This is a genomic window from Kordia jejudonensis, from assembly GCF_001005315.1.
Lineage (GTDB): Bacteria > Bacteroidota > Bacteroidia > Flavobacteriales > Flavobacteriaceae > Kordia > Kordia jejudonensis.
In genome coordinates this window covers 1-18,234 of sequence record NZ_LBMG01000054.1, presented here as the reverse complement: position 1 = coordinate 18,234, position 18,234 = coordinate 1, and the positions used below count along the sequence as shown (strand labels likewise).

Genomic DNA, 18,234 nt, shown 5'->3' with positions numbered 1-18,234 from the left:
TTATTCTACAAAACTTCTAGTTTAGAAGTTAGGACTCAGATTTGTTTTCTTGTAGAAGGCATCTAAGATGTCTAATACTTGGTCTTCATTGTCTACGATGTGAATTAAATCTAAATCGTGAGCGCTAATGTTTTCAAATTTGTCTAGCAAGGTCGCTTTTACCCAATCCATTAAACCAGACCAGAATTCTGCTCCTACAAGAATGATAGGGAATTTGTCAATTTTTTTTGTTTGAATGAGCGTGATCGCTTCAAATAATTCGTCTAATGTTCCAAAACCTCCAGGCATGACTACAAATCCTTGCGAGTATTTTACAAACATTACTTTACGAACGAAGAAGTAATCAAAGTTGATACTTTTATCTGGATCAATATAAGGATTGTCGTGTTGTTCAAATGGCAACACAATATTCAGTCCTACAGAAGTTCCGCCACCTAAGTGCGCACCTTTGTTTCCAGCTTCCATAATTCCGGGTCCACCACCTGTAATGACTCCGTAACCATGATCTACAATTTTATGCGCAATATCTTGTGCAAGCTTATAGTATTTATCTTCTGGTTTTGTACGTGCAGATCCAAATATTGAAACACAAGGACCAATTTGGCTCATTTTTTCGAATCCGTTTACGAATTCGCCCATGATCTTAAAAAGTGCCCAAGAATCGTTTGTTTTTATCTCATTCCAACCTTTATGGTTTTTCTCTTTTCTCATATGCTGTATTAAATTTTAATCAAAACGTGCTAAGATACTATTTTATCAAGAAATGAACGCTGTTTTTTTGATGTTATTAACATATGAAATGATTTGAATTTTGTGTTGAATTGTCTATGTTTTGATAGGAATTTTGTCTAATGGTATGGAATTAAAACAGTTACATATCTAACCATTTTTTAAACACAGAAACTTTGTTTTTTCCGATGACAATATCAATTTCTGAGATTGGTTGCATTTCTATCTTCAGGGCACTGTTTCCGTACTTTATAATTTTGTCAATTGCATAAATTGCCACAATAGTTTGTCGGTTGGCTCTAAAGAATAATTTGGAATCTAATGTTGCATATATTTGGTCTAAACTGTCGTTTGCTGTGAAACGTTTGCCATCTTTTCGAACTACGTATGAAATAGAGTTTTCAACATAAATGTAGGCAATGTCTTCTACTGCAATTGGCATCAATTCGTTTCGGATGTAGGTTAGTAGTCGTTGTTTTGGCACTTCTTTGGTGTCTTCTTCAATAATTTCTTCGGCTACTTTTTCAACCGATTTTTCTTGAAGAGAAGCCATGCTTTTTTGATAATTTTCTAGCGAAGTGTTTAGTTTTGAAAGGTTTAATACGCCATCTTCAAATTTGGCTGCTTTCCGATCAATGATGCGTTCGTAGTATAATGATAGTACTCTTGTGATACTGAGAATCAGCACGAGCAAAATTAATCCTAAAATAAAGAAAACAGTAACGAGTTGTTCTTTAAACGCATTGATTTGGGTTTGTATATTTTTTATGTTTAAGTGTCCTGCAATGATCAAATCAGAATCTGGAATTGGACGCATGTCAATAATTTCAGATGTTTCCTCCGTATTATTGACGTTATCTTTTACAAGTTGATACAGTTCATCTCCTGTAACGACACTTTTCATGTTAGAGATGGTATTGCTTTTTTGCTGGTTTTTGCCACCAATTTTTGTTTTATCAGGATGACTTACAATTTTCCCAGACCAATCAAAAACGGTTAAATATACATTTTCATTGTCACTACCTGAAGTTGCTTTTTGAATGCTATTCAGAATGCTTTTTTTATCAATTTTCTGTGACAACATATCGCCAGAAATGACACTCATTTGCTGAATTTCTTGAGCAACCAAGTCAATGTCATTTTGAAGAATAACCGTGCTTTTCGATTTTAACGTTAACGGAATTACGACAAAGCTTATCGTAACAATATATACAAGTACAAAACCAATCGTTGTGTATAAATAAATTCTAGAGTTTCTCATTATAGATTCAATTCTTTTTAAAAATACTAAAATAATATATCAACCGATGAAAGCTTGATTTCTCAGCAGTTAATATTCCGTTTTAGCCTCCGATTTTCCATTTCGGTTACTTTCCGTGCTTTTAAAACTCCTGAAAAGCGTATTTTTACACTATAATTTTACAAAAAATAGTTTTTAATAAAAAATGATTCTCCATCGTATTATGAACCTACAAAAACGACACAAAATAGTAGCGGTATTTGCTTTGCTTTTGGCGTGTCTTGTTTATGTGTTTATACTATTTAATAGCGGAGAAGTAGATACTTCAAAAATAGAAACTTCTGATACCTTTACAACGAGTGAACTTTTGCAGAAATTGGAAAGCAAACAACAAAAATTAGAAGGCTTTATTGAGAAGGCAATTGAGATTGAAGGAGAAATTAAAGAAATTACATATCGTGATGGAAAATATAGCCTAATTTTAAAAGGCGACTCGGATAAAACTTTTATATTGTGCGAAATGCAGTCCGATCAGCGGAACGAAGTTGTGAAGCTTCACGCGGGTCAAGACATAAAGTTGAAAGGAGTTTTAAAAGGTTTTTTAATGGATATTATCCTGTTACACTGTGTAATTATATAAGACGAATTTTATGAATAAAGTTTTACTAGCGTTCATTTTTATCATTTCCTCTAGTATTCGCACGGAGACGAATGAGTTTATAGAACGACAAGGTCAGGTTACGTTTTTTTCGTATACTTCCGTAGAAAATATTCAGGCGACTAACAATCAGGTACTAAGTTTGTTTAATCCTGAAACACAAGAAATTGCGGTGCGTATTTTGATGCGAACCTTTGTGTTTAAGAAAACATTGATGCGCGAACATTTTAATGAAAGTTATATAGAATCCGATTTGTATCCAGAAGCAACGTTTACAGGAAAATTCACAGATTTTGATGCTACAGACGCCGCGGAACAGACGAAAATTATTAAAGGCGAGTTTACACTGAAAGATATTACCAAGCCAGTGGAAATAAAAGCTACAATTGCTAAAACTTCCAACGGATATACCATTTCAGGCGATTTGGAAGTATTGATTGACGATTATAATATTAATGTGCCGCCATTATTGTCGCCCAACATTTCAAAGAAGATAGAAGTTTCGTTTAATTTTAAGTATGTTCCCTATGAAAAGTAATTATATATTCTTTGTACTTTTCTTAAGTATTGCGCCGTTTGTGTCGGCTCAGAACCTTTTGGATAAGTTAGATAATGAAACGCAAGATGTTGACAATTTTACATTGTTGACTTTTAAAGGAACGCGGTTGTCTCTTGGACATTCTGTTGAAACTCGAAAGAAAAATACCTTGGAAATTTCTGCAATGACCCGTTATTGGGACATTCCAAATTCGAATAGAAAGTCATTTGTAGCTGATAAAATGAGCGCACGTTTTGGAATTGATTATGGAATTTCTGATCGATTGACCATTGGATTTGGCTCAGGAAGTCCCGATGGAATTTTTGATACGTATTTGAAATATAGGTTATTACGACAAACGATGGATGATAAGAATCCGATCAGTATTTCGTTATTACAAACAGCTACATATCGATCGCGTGTGTTTACTAATGTAGAAACACGTGGCAGTTTTGGCGATAAGTTGGCTTTTACAACTCAGGTATTGATTGCGCGAAAGTTTTCAAGAAACTTCTCATTTCAGTTGACGCCAACGTTTATTCATAGAGCTTCTTCACGTTCGCCTTTGGACGATCACAACCATTTTGCACTTGGTTTTGGAACACGTTACAAAGTTAGCAATCATGTGTCGATTGTTTCGGAATATTACTATCTCACCAACGAATTGAAATCGCGAGAAACCTTTGGAGCATTTGCTTTAGGTGCCAATTGGGAAGTTAGTAAGTTGTTGTTGCAGTTTAAAATGACCAACAATCCGTTTTTTGTGGAAGATACTTTTATCACACAAACGGCTAAAAACTTCAATTTTAACGATGGCAACTTCTTTTTCGGATTTCATGCTACATATCATATTCAATTATAAGTAACTCGATTTTCAAGAAAATTTTCTATATAATTCGAATTTTAAAAAATTGGTCTGCCAAGATTACAATAGAGCTGACAATCATCACAATGATATAAGTGACAGCTTGAAATTTCCAATGGAGTTTGTATGTTCTTGAAATCTGATAAACTAAGAAAAATAACAAAGCGCTTACGATGATGGGTAATGTAAATGTACCAATTTCAAGATAATTGCTTACTCGGCCTTCGTCATTTAGATTGATAAAATTCATCATTCCTGCTAAAAATCTCATGTAAAAAGAAATAAACAGAAAAGGATAAAGGTGTTTGTTCCACGTTTTTTTCATCAAAACAAAATAGATAAGTATTGCCTGTAAGATGGTCATTATTGGACCAGATATGGAGATAATTGTCGCCTGCAATGGCGTTAGCTGTTCACTTGAAACTATCGAAGAAGCGTTTATTTGCATCATAGCTGTAAAGCCTAAAAGTTCACTTGTGCACCAATGGGTAAATTCGTGAAGTAGCCAAGTAAAAAGTACTGCGATAGTTGTAATGACAATATATTTTCCTGTTATTTTTTGATCGTTCATTTTTAATATTTTGACTGATTGATTTTGTGCTACAATAATCAAACAATCTTGCTAATTTTGATAAAAAATGATGCCGACAAAATGGTGACAATTATATGACAATAGCTATAAAAGCTTGATTTTCGGCTTGATGTACAATTCCGATTTGTTTGTCAATCGAATGGAATTTTTGAAGACAATAAATACGTTGATACACATTAACACTACTAACACGATGATAATTAATGGAATATTTTTAGAAAATCTAACTTGAATAAAAGGAGTCATGATTAATAGAATAGCGGTAATAATCGTCCAAATAATTTGTGTGCTAATAATATCTTTTCCTAGCGATTTGGTTCGTTCATTGTGCGTATTGAAGGTTAAAATTGCAGGTAAAATGATATTTCCAAATGGAATGAGGCAGAAACTGAGTGTGGCGACATTGATCATTTTTACTTTTTCGATGTCAATGGTATCATTTTGCAGATTTTCTGGCGAAACGTCCAATGCCGTTGCGATAGCAGTCAAGGTAAATCCTTTTAGAGGACTTCCATTTTCAATTCTTTGAATGGTACGTAAAGACACTCCTGATTTTTTAGCAAGTTCCGTTTGAGTTAAATTATGTTGTTCTCTGTAAAATTTAACTTTATTTTTCATAGACCCTTAATATTGCAGGCTTGCAATCGGCTTTATATTGGTGTAAGTGATGTGTAAAAGTACTAATAGTTCTATTATATTCTATGTATTTTGTGAGTTTTACAAAATTTATTCGTAACGTACTTTTCTATTTTGTTTGGAAACCAACGTAAATTTTCCTGCTGCGAATTTGTATATAAATTGTCGAAATACGGCTACATTTTCATTCGAATATATGTTCACATCATGAAATTGGTACTGTAGTAGTTGCGTAGATTCGTCATAATGAATAAACATGGCGTCTTTAAATTCGTAATTTTGCTTTTGTGTGATGATAAAACATCCATTTTCGTCTAATGAACCGTTGTTTTTAGTGATTTTTATATCTATCGGATACAGTGTACTTTTATCTTCGGAAAAGGAAATGATACAGCATCTAATTTCGTCATAATAATGATTTCCATTACCTATAAATCGTTTTTGAGTGAATAGATATTTTTTGTCTTCCAATTGATACACACTGTCTATTTCCGATTGAAAAAGGGTTTCAATTCGTTCTTTTATTTGGGTTTTCGTTGGAGCAGTAGCTTGTTTTTGTTTTTCGGAATTTTCAGTTCTTAATTGATTGATATCTTTTATAATTGTAACATCATCACAATATGTTTTTTTAACATATGACATTTGAAACTTTTCAGGAACCAATTTATTTATTATCTCAAATACAGGACTCAATTGTGCATGGTAATAATTTTGTAGATGTATGGTTTTTGATACGGAATCTTTTTTAAATCGTACTGATTTTACATCTCCGTCAGAAATACAGTTATTATGATATAGATAGCTTAGACTGTCTATCTGAATTGCTGAAATTTTCCGTAAACTGGATGTTGGCAACTTTGTGGTAACGAATAGTAGACTATCTTTTTCGCCTTCTAGTTCGCCTCTAAACGTAATGGTTAATTCTTCTTCTGTGAGTTTGTATTTTATTGAATACGCTAACGAATAATTATAATCGCTCACTGTAAATGTGAAGGGTTTTATGGGTTCATTTTTACATGAATATAGTATACATGTTATGAATAGTGCGAGCCATCCGATTTTTTTGATCATCATTTCGTTATGTTCTTAAATGTTAAATGCTAAATTAAGCAAATAAAAACCGAATAGAAAATCCGCGATAACTTTCATAAGTAGGCGAGTACTAGCAATGAATGATACACATGTTTGGCAACTGGCTATTTATGATTCAGTATTTCGATTGTCTTATCAATCCACTCGTAAGGTTTAATGGTTTTATCAAAATAATAATCAGGTTGTATTCCTTTTCCATCAATTGTCATTTCAGGAATTCTATAACTTTTTGATAAACCATACCACAATTTAAATTCTTTTGATGGTGAAATAACATAGTACATATTTGAAATATCTAATACACCTGCTGTAGTGGTTCCCACAAGTTTTACTTTTTTACTTTGCTTTACTTCTAATAAAAATTGTTCTGTAGTACTCCCACAAAATCTATTTATTATAATTGCTACATTTTTTGGATTTGGATAGACCTTTTTAAGCGTATCAATGCTTACGATACTTTCATTTAAGTTCACAAATTCTCCGATATGCTTGTTTAATTTTTGCAAACCTTCTTTTGCCCATTTTTTATCATCATCCGACCAGTCTGGATCATTCATAAAATCAACCATTCGTTTATTGTTTAATTCTGTTGATAAATATGCTGCACCGACTTTTCTTATTGGGTTTGTGTATAAATAAGGTTTTATTTTTTCATAACTATTATCATCGCCACCACCATTATATCTTACATCGATAATGAGATTCTCTGTATTCTTGATCAAATTATCATTGCTTTTTAATAAACTATCAATATATTTTTTGTTGGAATAATTAAATGATGGAATTTTCAATAGTACGGTATTATCAGATACTTTTTCAATCAAAGGTTTCTTGGCATACATGAAGTTATAGTATCGTTCAATATCTTCATCAGGTTTTTGTTGTGGCAAATTTCTTTTGAGCAGAATAGCGCCTGAACCAGCACGTATATACGTTTTGCCCCATAATTCAACTATTTCAAAATCTCGTACTGAATGGTCTCTCATGTAATATTTCATACGATACTTTCCTTCATTTGATTTAAAAATTTCAAGTTTGACTTGATTTTTCTGCCAATAAGGACTTGTAGAATTGACTATAAATCCCACGTATTCTCTGTTTGCATTTTTATCATCTTTTACTATTCCAATTGTATACGGTTCTGAAAACCAGACACCTTCAAAACCTGGATTGTTTCCAAGCTTATTTATGTAGTTCTCAAACTCTTGTTTCTCTATGTTAAATTGTTCAGTATTTTTATATTTCTCTATGATTTCTTTGTCCGATGGTCCAGTTTGCTCAATTGTATTTTGACTTTGAGCTATTAACTGAACATTGAGATGGCCTTCTCTAAAAAATGTTGTCCAGTCATTTAGTAACTGATGGCATTCGTTCAAGTCCGATATTTTTGATGCTTTTTCAGTATAAAGTTTGTTATGTGCAGCATACGCATTTTCTCCTTTAATATCAATAACATATTGAAATCCTGCATCATTTTTTTCAAATGTTTCAGAGAGCCATTTTAGATTTGAAGAACAGTCACACGTTTGTGAAAATCCGTCGTATGATAGTTGCATTAAAACTAAAAGTAAGATTATTTTTTTCATTTTCTATTTAATTTAAGATTGCTGTATGCTTGTTTCCAATATATGAAAAGTAGCGCTGAAAATAAGCATTTACTTTCCGAAATGCGTAGACCTTGGTGTTTAAAATGGCCTTTGTTATTTTTTCCGAATATACGTTTTATCTATATCGTTTTCTTTTTGTTGTACTCTGTAATTTTTTACAGAACCATCGTCATTTAGGTTAAACGTGAACGTAACTTCGGGTCTGAAACCAATAATGACAAATTGAGTCTTTAAAATGGGTTTTAATTCATATTGACCGCTATCCCATAGTCTTCCGAATTCAAAAATAATCTCCGATTCTTGTCCGTCCCAAATATAAGTTCCCACATATTTTTTGAGTACTTCTTCAGTCAATGTAAAAGGTTTCTCTATAGGTTGATCATACAGAATCTTTCGGGCGAATTTAGCTGGACTTGTTGTGATTTTATTTTCGATATTCATGAGTTGAATGATTGTTTTATCAGTATCTATATGTCTTTCAATAATTGTCAAATAACCAGCCCAACGACCTGTATGCAGAACTCTTTTACCATATAGACCATTGTTTCTAACGAACCAGCCAAATCCATACCCAGTTTCTTCATTATTTTCTGTTGGATAGGACGAGAAAATTAATTGTTTGTCTTCAGCATTTACAAGTTCATTGCCATAAAGAGACCTATCCCATTTATATAAGTCAACAACATTGGAATTGACCATGCCATCACCAACAATACCATCTAAATAAATGACATAATCATCTTCAGGCGAATCGTCAGGTACTATATTTTGCTTCAAACTATCTGAATAGATGTAGCCTAATGCATAATTATCGATTTTCTTTGGACTAAACCTTCTCTGATAAACAAAGGTATTTTCCATTTTAAGTGGTGTAAAAATCTTTTCATTTAAATATTGTTCAAATGATTTTCCACTTACTCTTTCTATGATAGTACCAAGTAGTAAATATCCAGTATTGCTATAACTATATTTTTGATTTGGCTCAAATTCCTTTTCAGGTTTTAGTTTTGCAAAAAGTTCAATTACATCTTCGTTTGTAGCTATTTTAGATTTGTCCCAATTCTTTTCCATAATGTTCATATAATCAGGCAAACCACCAGTGTGCATTAATAAGTTCTTTACGGTAACACCTGAATAGTGTTTCAGTTCTGGGATATATTTGCTAATTGGGTCATCGTAAGATAGTTTTCCTTCTTTTTGAAGTTGTACTATTCCCATTGCGGTAAATTGTTTTGAGACAGATGCTAATTCAAAAGAGGTCTGAATATTCAGTTTCTGATTGGTCTTTTCGTTGGCAATTCCATAGCTTTTTTGAAAGATGATTGTACCATTTTCTGCTACCAGTACATTACCGTTAAATTCATTTCTTTCAAAATGTGCAGAATAAACAGAGTCAAGCTTTTGGCTTTTATCATTTTCTTCAACTTTAAACTCAAAAGCTGCTTTTTGTGTATTTTCCTTATCCTTACAGGCAAATATGAAGAATAGAACAGTTAAGAGAATACTTATTTTTTTCATTTATAGATTGTATTATTGTTTTTAACTTATTAGCTACGTCGATGCGTACTCGTCTACGAGAGATACTTCATTTCAATATTAGGAATTGTAGACACCTATTTTTTGTACTTCAAAGTTGATATATACTTTGTAAAGCAGCTGAAACACTACTTGTCCTTCAATATATCACGTATAATTTTAAGGTGATGTTCTGTATGAATCGTAAGAAATTTAATGGTCTCGTCTCTATTCATAGTCCCGAGAATAGGATGATTAAAATGCTTCTTTTCTGCAAGTGTAGGTAACTTTTCGACAGTAGCAAGCGCTTCATCATAATGCGTTTGTAAGGTGTTGATAGTTATAGTTCCTTTTGGTGTTACCGACTCTGGCGCAGTCACTTTTCCTCTAGGTAACGTATTATTAGTAAAGACATAGTCACGGGTAGTATTAGATTCCGCTTTATAATTACTTTCATCAGAATACTTAAGTGCTTTGTGTAACTGATTTACCATTAAATAAATGTGATCCATATGCCACGCAACTGGAGCTTCTGACACTTCAAGGTTTTTTGTATCCCGAACAGCAATATAGGATGCCACCTCATTTAGTTTTAATTTGAGATCAGGATTTCCTTTGTCTGATTCCATACTTGTAGCGCTTGTTAATAATAAGATTCCTGCTATAAAGATCAAGATGATGTGAATACGATTTTTCATAAGTTTATTTTAAAATTATTTAGCTCAAAAATAGTCTTGAAATCAGTACGTTATAAAAAAACGGGATGGATGTGCCACTTTTGTGATGAACGGGAACGCTATTTAAAGTCAGCTTTTGAAAAAGATCTAGAAACGGGAATAGGTGTCGCAACTTTATCTAGTTGTATTGTAAGTGATCTCGCATTGCCATCAATAGCTATTATATGTTGCATATTAATAAGGTAGGAGCGATGACAACGTTTTATTTGAGAAAGATTTTCTAATTGTATTTCAAGCTGTTTTAAAGAAAGCCTTATTAGTTTGTGCATAAGCACACTATCGTCCAAATAATATATCGTTATATAATTCCCTTCTGATTGTGCGTATAGAAAATCTGATAATTGCAGTACAATAGGTGATTTTTTTACACTTTCTTCTTGTATGTGCACTGAACTAGTTTCCTCAGTAGCTACTGGCGGTAACTGATTAGAAAGTAATCGTGCTCTCTCGATATTGCGTTTTGAAAGTGTACGTTCTTTAAAAAAGATTAAACCTATGATAGGGAAAATCCCTATCGAAATAGTGATTTTAAGAAAAATATAAAAGTTTTGATAAAAATCAATATCGCGCCACCAATTGTAATTGTGCAGGGAATTAAAAGCACTTATGATCAAGATGCAACAAGATTGTAATAGAATTTCCTTTGCTATGGTCCATTTTTCTGGTCGAAAAAACACTGGAAATAATTTAGGTAGCATAAAATAGGTTACACAAACACCCAAAAAAACAGAAATTCCAAAACCAGCCAAGAATACATATTTGTATACTATTGATTGTGCAGCGCCAAAAGGTTCAAAAACAATCAAAAATACGAAAACAAACATACCTGATAATAACGCAAATAACCACTTGTATTTCGTGGATTTCAATAATGGATATGGTAAATTTAGCCACTGCATAAGGAACTACTATATTTTAGTTTGATATGTAAATAAATCATAAATATCGTCCTTTTTGGGCGATTAGTGTTTCGACATTGACATTAATTTTCGGTTTTATCATCTATTGTATAGATCTTAATTTTTAACACATAGGAACCTCTCGAAAAGCATTTATTAGCTATGTTTTTATACATTGTGTCTGTTGCACAAGTCTAATATATTGATAAATTTTGTACCATGACTAATGCAAGGCAAGAAAGTAGACCAAAGAACTACTTTTCACATCATTTTAGTTTAAGTGAATGTATTCCCAAAGAGAACTTTTATCGTCGTTTATCATCTGAGTTAGATTTAGATTTTTGTATCAACGGATAAAATTGCTTTTAACTTAAAAAACATCTGAAATTTATCATAAAAACGCCAAAAAGTGAAGCCACATCACTGGATTTAGTCATTTCCAAAAATAAAGATACTATTTGATAATTATATCTTGATTGTAAGCGGTGTTCATTTTAGGATTTCATAGTAAAACTCAAAATAAAAGTCTTCTTAAAAGCGCTAAGAATGCCTTGTTTTTTTGAAATTATAGGGTTTTGTGACGGTTACCGTTGTTGGCTTTAGTGTTAGTCAATATTTATAATTTCAATTCTTTCGTTTTGTAAATCACAAACTCTAGTCGTACAAATATATATTCTTTTTGTCTCTCCATATCCCACCGCAACGAGTCTTGAATTTTCAATTCCTCTTTTAATTAACTCTTTTTTTATGATTTCAGCTCTTTTTTGAGTTTTAATAAGGTTTGTCTCATTTTTACCTTTCATGCAAGAATGTGATTCAATCAAATAGGATGCATCATTTTTTTTAATAATTTGAGATACTAAATCAAGAATTTTATGAGAGCCTTTATCTAAGTCTAAAGACTTATAGCTTGAGAATTTGATTCTTTTATTTAATTCACTTAGAGATTCACTCTGTTGCGCATATGATAGTTTTATGAAAACAAGTAAGATTATAATTAATAGTGTTTTTTTCAGTTTCATATTAAAGCCATCGGTTTATACACCTTGTTGGGCATAGTACTTTTTATTTGTCAATTCATTTGGTAATCCATAAAATTGAGCAAAATGTTTTTTGAAAAAATAAACGTTGATTTTCGAATCTGGATTTTCAATCGTTTTTGTTTCCATAAGACTTGGAATTTTGTCTAAATAATTCGTTGAAACCTTAAAATTCAGAGTATTATTTTGAGCACAACTAAACTGAAAAGTCAGTAATGTGATTGCCAGTATTTTAATTTTGTTCCTCAATGTTCTTCGTATTATGCCAACATGTTTGTATATGATTCGTTGCGTAGTTTAGCAAGTAATTTAGTAAATAAAAACCGAATAGAAAATCCGCGAGGATTTTCGTAAGTAGGTTATAACCCGCAATTAATTTTATACGGTGTTGGCATTAGTTTTTTATTGTTTTCGGTAAAATGTTTTTCCATTCATTAATATTGAATTTCTCAACAATTCTATTGTCTTTTCCAATAACATAGCAGAGTCTAGAACAATATTCTTTTCTGTAATTATTGTAAAAATCTTTATTGAACTCTTCTTGAGAGTCTATATGTATTCCAATATCCAACATTTTTATATCTGAATCAACATGCAGAATATTTATTTGATTTCCAAATATTCTTTCCATTTCATAAAATGCTTCTGTTGATTCTTTGTCGCCACCGCAACCGCAAGAATTAGCAATGACTGTGAATTTATTTTGTAAGTATGAATTCGCTAAAGTATCTCCAGACATAGTAATAACCTTAAAGCTAGGGGCAATCATACCTTTTTGAGTTCCAATTTTGGATTCAAAGTTTTTATCCTTAACTAATGTTATTATATCTCCATTATTGGAAATTTTTTCAAAACGATAATATTTACCATTTAGATTTAAAGCTTCTCCGAATGCTATTAAATCACTTTCAGATATTGAATCTTTTTTTATTCCTGAATCTGATAGTATCGAAATTTGTGGTCGAAAACCATAGGTAAAACTCAATGGATTTCGAGGTTCAATAATTCCAATTTCAAATTTCTTGTTGTCAATTTCAAATTTGCTTATTAAATATTCCCTTTTTCCAAGTGAAAAATTACCGTTCGAGTCTCCAATATTCAACCAAGAAGAATCACTAACTGTTTCTGTACCGTTGGAAATTAAATAGTTGCATTTAATCAAGTTCGCAGATTCACTCCAATCTATTGGTTTGTATTCTCTAATAGAATCGTCAGTAAAATCTTTATTATTATTTTCATCTACAATGAAAATTTGTTTACCATTTTTAAAACCTTTCAGTATTTCTACATTATAATTTTCTGTTTCATTGAAATCTGTTTTCAGTTGAAACCGTTTTAAATCGCTAATGTTTTTTGGATATTTGACTTGATTTGAAAAAGTTTTCGAAGTGTCTTGAAATTCTATATTGCTAACACCAAATTGAAATAAACCATTTCCTTTTATTTTCTTTGTTTTTAATAGTATCGTATCATTTAATGACGAAAATCTGTTTTCAATATTCTTCCGATTTTGACATCCAATTATCGCACAAATTAGCATGAAAAACATTGAAATTTTAAATATATATTTCATTTAGTTGTTAGTTTGTTCAAATTAATGCCAATGTTTAATGTATGGAAAGTGCGTTTTTGGGTACGAGGATTTTCCGTAGGAAAATCAGACGCTAGCAAAAAAAACACAGACCTTTGGTTTGGCATTAAAATAAGCATTTTCTATACATATTGTTGTGAGCAGTTATTATTCAGAAACTAAATTCCCATTCAGGTCATATTCTTTTGAATTTCCAATTAGCTTATTATTCGAATATTTTTGTTCGCCTCTTAAATTTCCATTTTCATAGTAATAGGTTATCGTTCCATTTATTTCTCCGTTCAAGTTGGTTGGTACGCTCCCCATTAGTTGCCCATTTTTGTAATATTCAGCTCCAAATATAGAATTATTATTATGATACATTACAATTGCCCTTATTTCTCCTGTTTCGTAATAGGCTTTATAAAGATATAGCTCTCCGTTATTATAATCTTTTTCTAGTTTAATTCTGCTGTTATCATAATATGTCAATTCTTTAAAAGAATTTGACTCTTTATTAATCCATCTTTTCTCTTTTTTCGCAGTTCCGTTTTCCCACTTTTCAATTATCATTATGTGTTCATCTTTGCAAGAATTCAGAAGTATTATAAATAAAAACGATAAGAAGGAATATTTAATTTTCATTTTTCAGAGTTAGTTTTTTTAATTGCTCACGTGTTTGTATATGGTTTGTTGCGTAGTTTAGCACGTAATTTAGTAAATAAAAACCGAATAGAAAATCCGAGAGGATTTTCGTAAGTAGGCTAGAGCTAGCAATAAATTATAAACAGTGTTACCTGAAGTTATATGTTTTTTAAGTATTCTATTAATTCTCCTTGTACTTTATTAAATGATGATGGTGTTCCTAATTCAATAATATTTTTTTCATTCATATAAATTTGAGTATAGACTTCAATTGTACTCATGGTAAATTTAGGATGTTCTATGTGCTTAATATAACTATCAATTAGGTCAAAAATATTTATTAAACCTTTATTAAAATAGTCTTCGTTATTTTCAAAAAAAGTTAAATTGATAAAAATTATTTTTTTAATTTTTATATTTTTTAATTTGATGCCTTTTAATTTTTCTTGAAACTTTTTATTAAAGACTTTATTAATACCTTCAGTTCCAAAAGACAAATCTGTGTAAAGAATTATTGGGTATATTTCTTGTGTTTGTGAACCAATAATTGTATCAAATGAAACTCCATCATTATTGTTAATGTCATTGATTGCATTTATTAATTGAGAAATACCTTTTGGTTTTCCTTTTTGATTTGAAATAAATTTTTTATTAAATTCATTGAAAACTTTTTCTTTGTTTCCTTCATTTTTTGCTACCGAATTTAACATAACATCTTTAAATTCAATTAAACAAATTTTATTGTTAGACCTGATATATACATCACATAATTCATTATTTGATGAATTAATACAACTAGTTCCAAAAAATTTTATGTAATTAGGAAAACAGCTCTTTATGATAATTGGTAGATATTTTTCTTCTGTAAAATCTTTACCTTTTTCAGATAAAAAATTTCCTTTATACTTTTTATTTTTTAAATAAGAATTAAATGAAAATACTTGAGCACTATAAAATTGATTAATAAGAAAATTTACATCTAAAATTAAATATTCATATTTAGAAATTTTATATAAAAATTTTCGTCTCAGAAAACCAAAACTATCATCATATTTATAGTTTGAAATTTCAGAATTGATACAAAATTTCTCTATGAATTTAAGACTGATGAAATTTGCATTAATTGAATCTTTTAAATTTAAAATATGATTTCTTTCTATATCTGTGATGCCTATATTTATTTCAGTAAAGATAACCAACAAGCTAACGAGTAATTCTTTATATGTGTTTAGGTTATAAGAATTGTAATAATCTTTTATATGTGACTGGTATTTTTTTTCTGAATCTAAATATCTAAAAAAATAGACACCTCTTGTTAATTGACTAGTGTATTCTAGAGTAGATATATAATCTCTTTGATATATCAAACTTGGAATTAAAAGTTCTTCAATTTTATTTTGCTCATCAGCTTTTGTTATTTGATCTTTCTTAATTTTAATTCTACCATTTGCTAAGCTATTTATTATTAAATACGCTTTAAAAATATTGAATAAATCTATATTTGATAATTGTTTATACTCTAGTTCATTATAATTTTCTAAAATTAAATTTTGAAAAAGAAGGTTGGAATAATTCCAAAACATAATTGGTGAATGACCTTTTTCGCCAATTTTTTTAATTGTTGAAGCCCATTGTTGTTGTTTGTCTTTTCCACATTTACCAAGTAAGCTATCTACGAGATTAAACTGAGTTTTACCAGTATTTTCGTTGTTTTCATTCAAAAATAAATTGACACTGAAGAGTGAAATATATTCCAATAAATTTCTTGAAGAGATTTTATTAATTAATTCTTTTGCTTCATCATAACTTTTGTGATTTCCAAAGAAGTCATTATAATCAACTAAAACATAAAGGTTCATTCTTGTGTCAATATTCATTATGTTTTTTTTAATTGCAGGTAACGTACGTATATAAGGAATTCCTGTTTTTATACTAAATACGGTAAATAACAGGAACTAATTTTACAACAACTTCCTATTGTGCTCCCTAAATGTAAAACAAATACCACACATATACAATGTGGTTTTCCGTAAAGCCAACAAAATAATTTGTGAATTTGTAGTAAAATACATGAAAACTGATTCCAAACTAAGTAGGAATGACAATTGGGATACAGGAATCACAGATTATTTAATTATTCATCTTTCTTTTAATGACGTAAAAAGGTGTTTTGCAAATTATGTAACAAAACGATCATTTTTTAATGATATATTGAAAGATTCGTAATAAAAACGTTCCTGAAACCTTCTCGCAGCAATGCAACAAGCTTTCGGGCGCAAACAGAAGCGTCTCGCAGGTCTGCAACATTCTTTTGTTTAACTTCAGAAGCGTCTCGCAGGTTTGCAGGAAGCTTTTGTTCAACCTCAGAAGCGTCTCGCAACGCTGTAACAGGCTTTTGGGAAGCACAGAATTGTTCCCGCAAGTGTGTTTGAATTAAAAATGAGCATTCCATATTCGCATGTGCTTGTGTCGCGAGTTTTCATTTTGAGAACTATGTCATTTCTTCAACTTCCATATGAGAACTTTCACGGGCTATTTTTCCGTTTCACGCTATTTTGGTTGGTCGTATAGAGAGTTTAGCCCTTTATTTGTAGTGTATTAGTTTTGAATTTAGCAAATGAGTAACAATTACAATTGTTATGAAAAAGAATAAAGATTTAGTTTAGTTTTACGTAGTTTATTTATTTAATTGACGAGTGGCAAGAGTGTTTCTTAATTGAAGCACTCTTTTTGCTTTTATAAGATTCGCATGAATTAGAGGAAAATCAATTCTACTTATTTTTGCCGCTTTATTATTTTGAAAATACGACTAATCATAATTTCTGATAGATTCCATTCGTATCCGTTGAAATCTGTCGTATTGATAAATTGTACTACAACTGTATCGATGTCTTCACGATATTCTGCAAGACTTTGGTAACCTGGAACTAAACCGCCATGATTGTACTCGTATATAGAGGAGTAGATTTCTTTTTCCCCTTCGTTAAATACAGAACCATCATTTAAAGCGCGCAAGAATTGTCCAACATCTTCTGCTGTAGCAAGCATACCATTTTCATTGGTTTTGAAATCTTGCTCAGTACCGACATAGTATCCACTCATGACATCGTCTATGTTTACTTCTTCTAAAGAAAAAAACGTGTTTTTTAGTCCAAGCGGTAACAATATGTGCTCTTTGATGTATTGTTGATGACTGTAGCCAACGACTTTATCAATAATCTGTCGTAGCAGTAAGTAATTCGTGTTTGAATATTCATAGCCTTTATCGGGCTCAAAACTTGCAGGTAAGTCGAGCGCAAATGCAAGTGCGTTTTTGCCATTTTCCTGTTCATCTTCCCAATATGCAGCATTACTTGTAAAGTTTGGAATGCCACTTCGATGTTGTACCATCATTTTGATGGTAATTTTTTCTGCATGTTCAATTCTACCTACAAGTTCAGGAAAGTAATCAGCGAGCGTTTCATCTAGGGAAATCTGATTGTTTTTGGCTAGTTTCGCTATGGAAACAGCGGCATATAATTTGCTAATACTTGCAATTTTGAATAGTGATTTTGGATCTGCGGGAACTTTGTTTTCTCGATCTTTCCAGCCACCAGTGTAAAATGCAGGCGGTTTTCCAGCTTCGTCTACATAGACAATCATTCCATCAAATCCGTGATGAATCGCTTCGTCTACTTGTTCTTGAATGGTGTTTGGTAATGGTAATATCCAAGCCCAAACCAATATCCAAGGAACAAAAAACATAGAAATGAACGTTCCTAGCAGTAATACGATTCTAAAGATCTTTTTTTTCATGATACTATTTGCTTTTAAGTGAGAAGTTTAAACGAGTTCAGTAACTAACGTCAGTTCGATATAAGTGATTCAATTC

General features: G+C 31.1%; 18 protein-coding genes. 4 read left to right on the top strand and 14 right to left on the bottom strand.

The window, feature by feature from the left end:
• Positions 1–21 precede the first annotated feature (21 nt).
• Both AA089_RS19790 and AA089_RS19785 read right to left on the bottom strand, forming a co-directional pair.
• Positions 22–711, bottom strand: coding sequence for an LOG family protein (locus AA089_RS19790; RefSeq protein ID WP_046758738.1), 690 nt, complete (start codon positions 709–711; stop codon positions 22–24).
• Between the two features lie 160 nt (positions 712–871).
• Positions 872–1,990, bottom strand: coding sequence for a LytR/AlgR family response regulator transcription factor (locus AA089_RS19785; protein WP_046758737.1), 1,119 nt, complete (start codon positions 1,988–1,990; stop codon positions 872–874).
• A 184-nt stretch (positions 1,991–2,174) separates the two neighbouring features.
• On the opposite strand from AA089_RS19785, the gene AA089_RS19780 reads away from it, so the two are divergent.
• From AA089_RS19780 to AA089_RS19770, 3 genes are read left to right on the top strand one after another with little or no spacing between them, the layout of a single operon-like run.
• On the top strand, positions 2,175–2,609 hold the full coding sequence (locus AA089_RS19780; protein WP_082113377.1) for an OB-fold protein: 435 nt from the start codon (positions 2,175–2,177) through the stop codon (positions 2,607–2,609).
• Positions 2,610–2,619: 10 nt separating this feature from the next.
• Positions 2,620–3,165, top strand: coding sequence for a YceI family protein (locus tag AA089_RS19775; RefSeq protein ID WP_046758735.1), 546 nt, complete (start codon positions 2,620–2,622; stop codon positions 3,163–3,165).
• Positions 3,155–4,027: a DUF5777 family beta-barrel protein gene (locus AA089_RS19770; RefSeq protein WP_046758734.1), complete on the top strand. Its 873-nt coding sequence runs from the start codon at positions 3,155–3,157 to the stop codon at positions 4,025–4,027. Before AA089_RS19775 ends, AA089_RS19770 begins: the two co-directional genes overlap by 11 nt.
• Before the next feature lie 25 nt (positions 4,028–4,052).
• Here AA089_RS19770 and AA089_RS19765 read toward each other — a convergent pair whose 3' ends face one another.
• The 11 genes from AA089_RS19765 to AA089_RS19715 form a co-directional block, all read right to left on the bottom strand.
• Positions 4,053–4,601, bottom strand: a complete 549-nt coding sequence (locus AA089_RS19765) for a hypothetical protein (protein ID WP_046758733.1) — start codon at positions 4,599–4,601, stop codon at positions 4,053–4,055.
• A gap of 105 nt (positions 4,602–4,706) precedes the next feature.
• Positions 4,707–5,240: a helix-turn-helix domain-containing protein gene (locus AA089_RS19760; RefSeq protein WP_046758732.1), complete on the bottom strand. Its 534-nt coding sequence runs from the start codon at positions 5,238–5,240 to the stop codon at positions 4,707–4,709.
• A 108-nt stretch (positions 5,241–5,348) separates the two neighbouring features.
• A complete protein-coding gene (locus AA089_RS19755) occupies positions 5,349–6,332 on the bottom strand; it encodes a hypothetical protein (protein ID WP_156169152.1) in 984 nt (327 codons plus the stop codon).
• Between the two features lie 122 nt (positions 6,333–6,454).
• On the bottom strand, positions 6,455–7,936 hold the full coding sequence (locus AA089_RS19750) for a S41 family peptidase (RefSeq protein WP_046758730.1): 1,482 nt from the start codon (positions 7,934–7,936) through the stop codon (positions 6,455–6,457).
• 114 nt (positions 7,937–8,050) lie between these two features.
• Entirely contained in the window at positions 8,051–9,475 is a 1,425-nt protein-coding gene (locus tag AA089_RS19745; protein ID WP_082113374.1) for a serine hydrolase domain-containing protein, read from the bottom strand.
• Between the two features lie 146 nt (positions 9,476–9,621).
• Positions 9,622–10,170 carry a DinB family protein gene (locus tag AA089_RS19740; RefSeq protein ID WP_082113371.1) on the bottom strand — a complete coding sequence of 183 codons (549 nt, stop codon included), beginning with the start codon at positions 10,168–10,170 and terminating at the stop codon, positions 9,622–9,624.
• A 98-nt stretch (positions 10,171–10,268) separates the two neighbouring features.
• Positions 10,269–11,108 (bottom strand): LytR/AlgR family response regulator transcription factor, encoded by an 840-nt coding sequence (locus tag AA089_RS19735; protein WP_046758728.1) that lies wholly within the window; start codon positions 11,106–11,108, stop codon positions 10,269–10,271.
• 605 nt (positions 11,109–11,713) lie between these two features.
• Positions 11,714–12,130: an OmpA family protein gene (locus tag AA089_RS19730; RefSeq protein ID WP_046758727.1), complete on the bottom strand. Its 417-nt coding sequence runs from the start codon at positions 12,128–12,130 to the stop codon at positions 11,714–11,716.
• A gap of 412 nt (positions 12,131–12,542) precedes the next feature.
• The gene (locus AA089_RS19725) at positions 12,543–13,721 is read right to left on the bottom strand and encodes a hypothetical protein (RefSeq protein WP_046758726.1); all 1,179 of its coding nucleotides are present in this window, start codon (positions 13,719–13,721) and stop codon (positions 12,543–12,545) included.
• Positions 13,722–13,886: 165 nt separating this feature from the next.
• Positions 13,887–14,363: a toxin-antitoxin system YwqK family antitoxin gene (locus AA089_RS19720; RefSeq protein ID WP_053002600.1), complete on the bottom strand. Its 477-nt coding sequence runs from the start codon at positions 14,361–14,363 to the stop codon at positions 13,887–13,889.
• A gap of 158 nt (positions 14,364–14,521) precedes the next feature.
• A complete protein-coding gene (locus AA089_RS19715; RefSeq protein WP_046758725.1) occupies positions 14,522–16,240 on the bottom strand; it encodes a hypothetical protein in 1,719 nt (572 codons plus the stop codon).
• A 193-nt stretch (positions 16,241–16,433) separates the two neighbouring features.
• On the opposite strand from AA089_RS19715, the gene AA089_RS19710 reads away from it, so the two are divergent.
• On the top strand, positions 16,434–16,589 hold the full coding sequence (locus tag AA089_RS19710) for a hypothetical protein (protein WP_156169150.1): 156 nt from the start codon (positions 16,434–16,436) through the stop codon (positions 16,587–16,589).
• Positions 16,590–17,138: 549 nt separating this feature from the next.
• On the opposite strand, the gene AA089_RS19700 is transcribed toward AA089_RS19710, so the two are convergent.
• Positions 17,139–18,158 (bottom strand): serine hydrolase domain-containing protein, encoded by a 1,020-nt coding sequence (locus tag AA089_RS19700; RefSeq protein WP_046758722.1) that lies wholly within the window; start codon positions 18,156–18,158, stop codon positions 17,139–17,141.
• Positions 18,159–18,234: the final 76 nt, after the last annotated feature.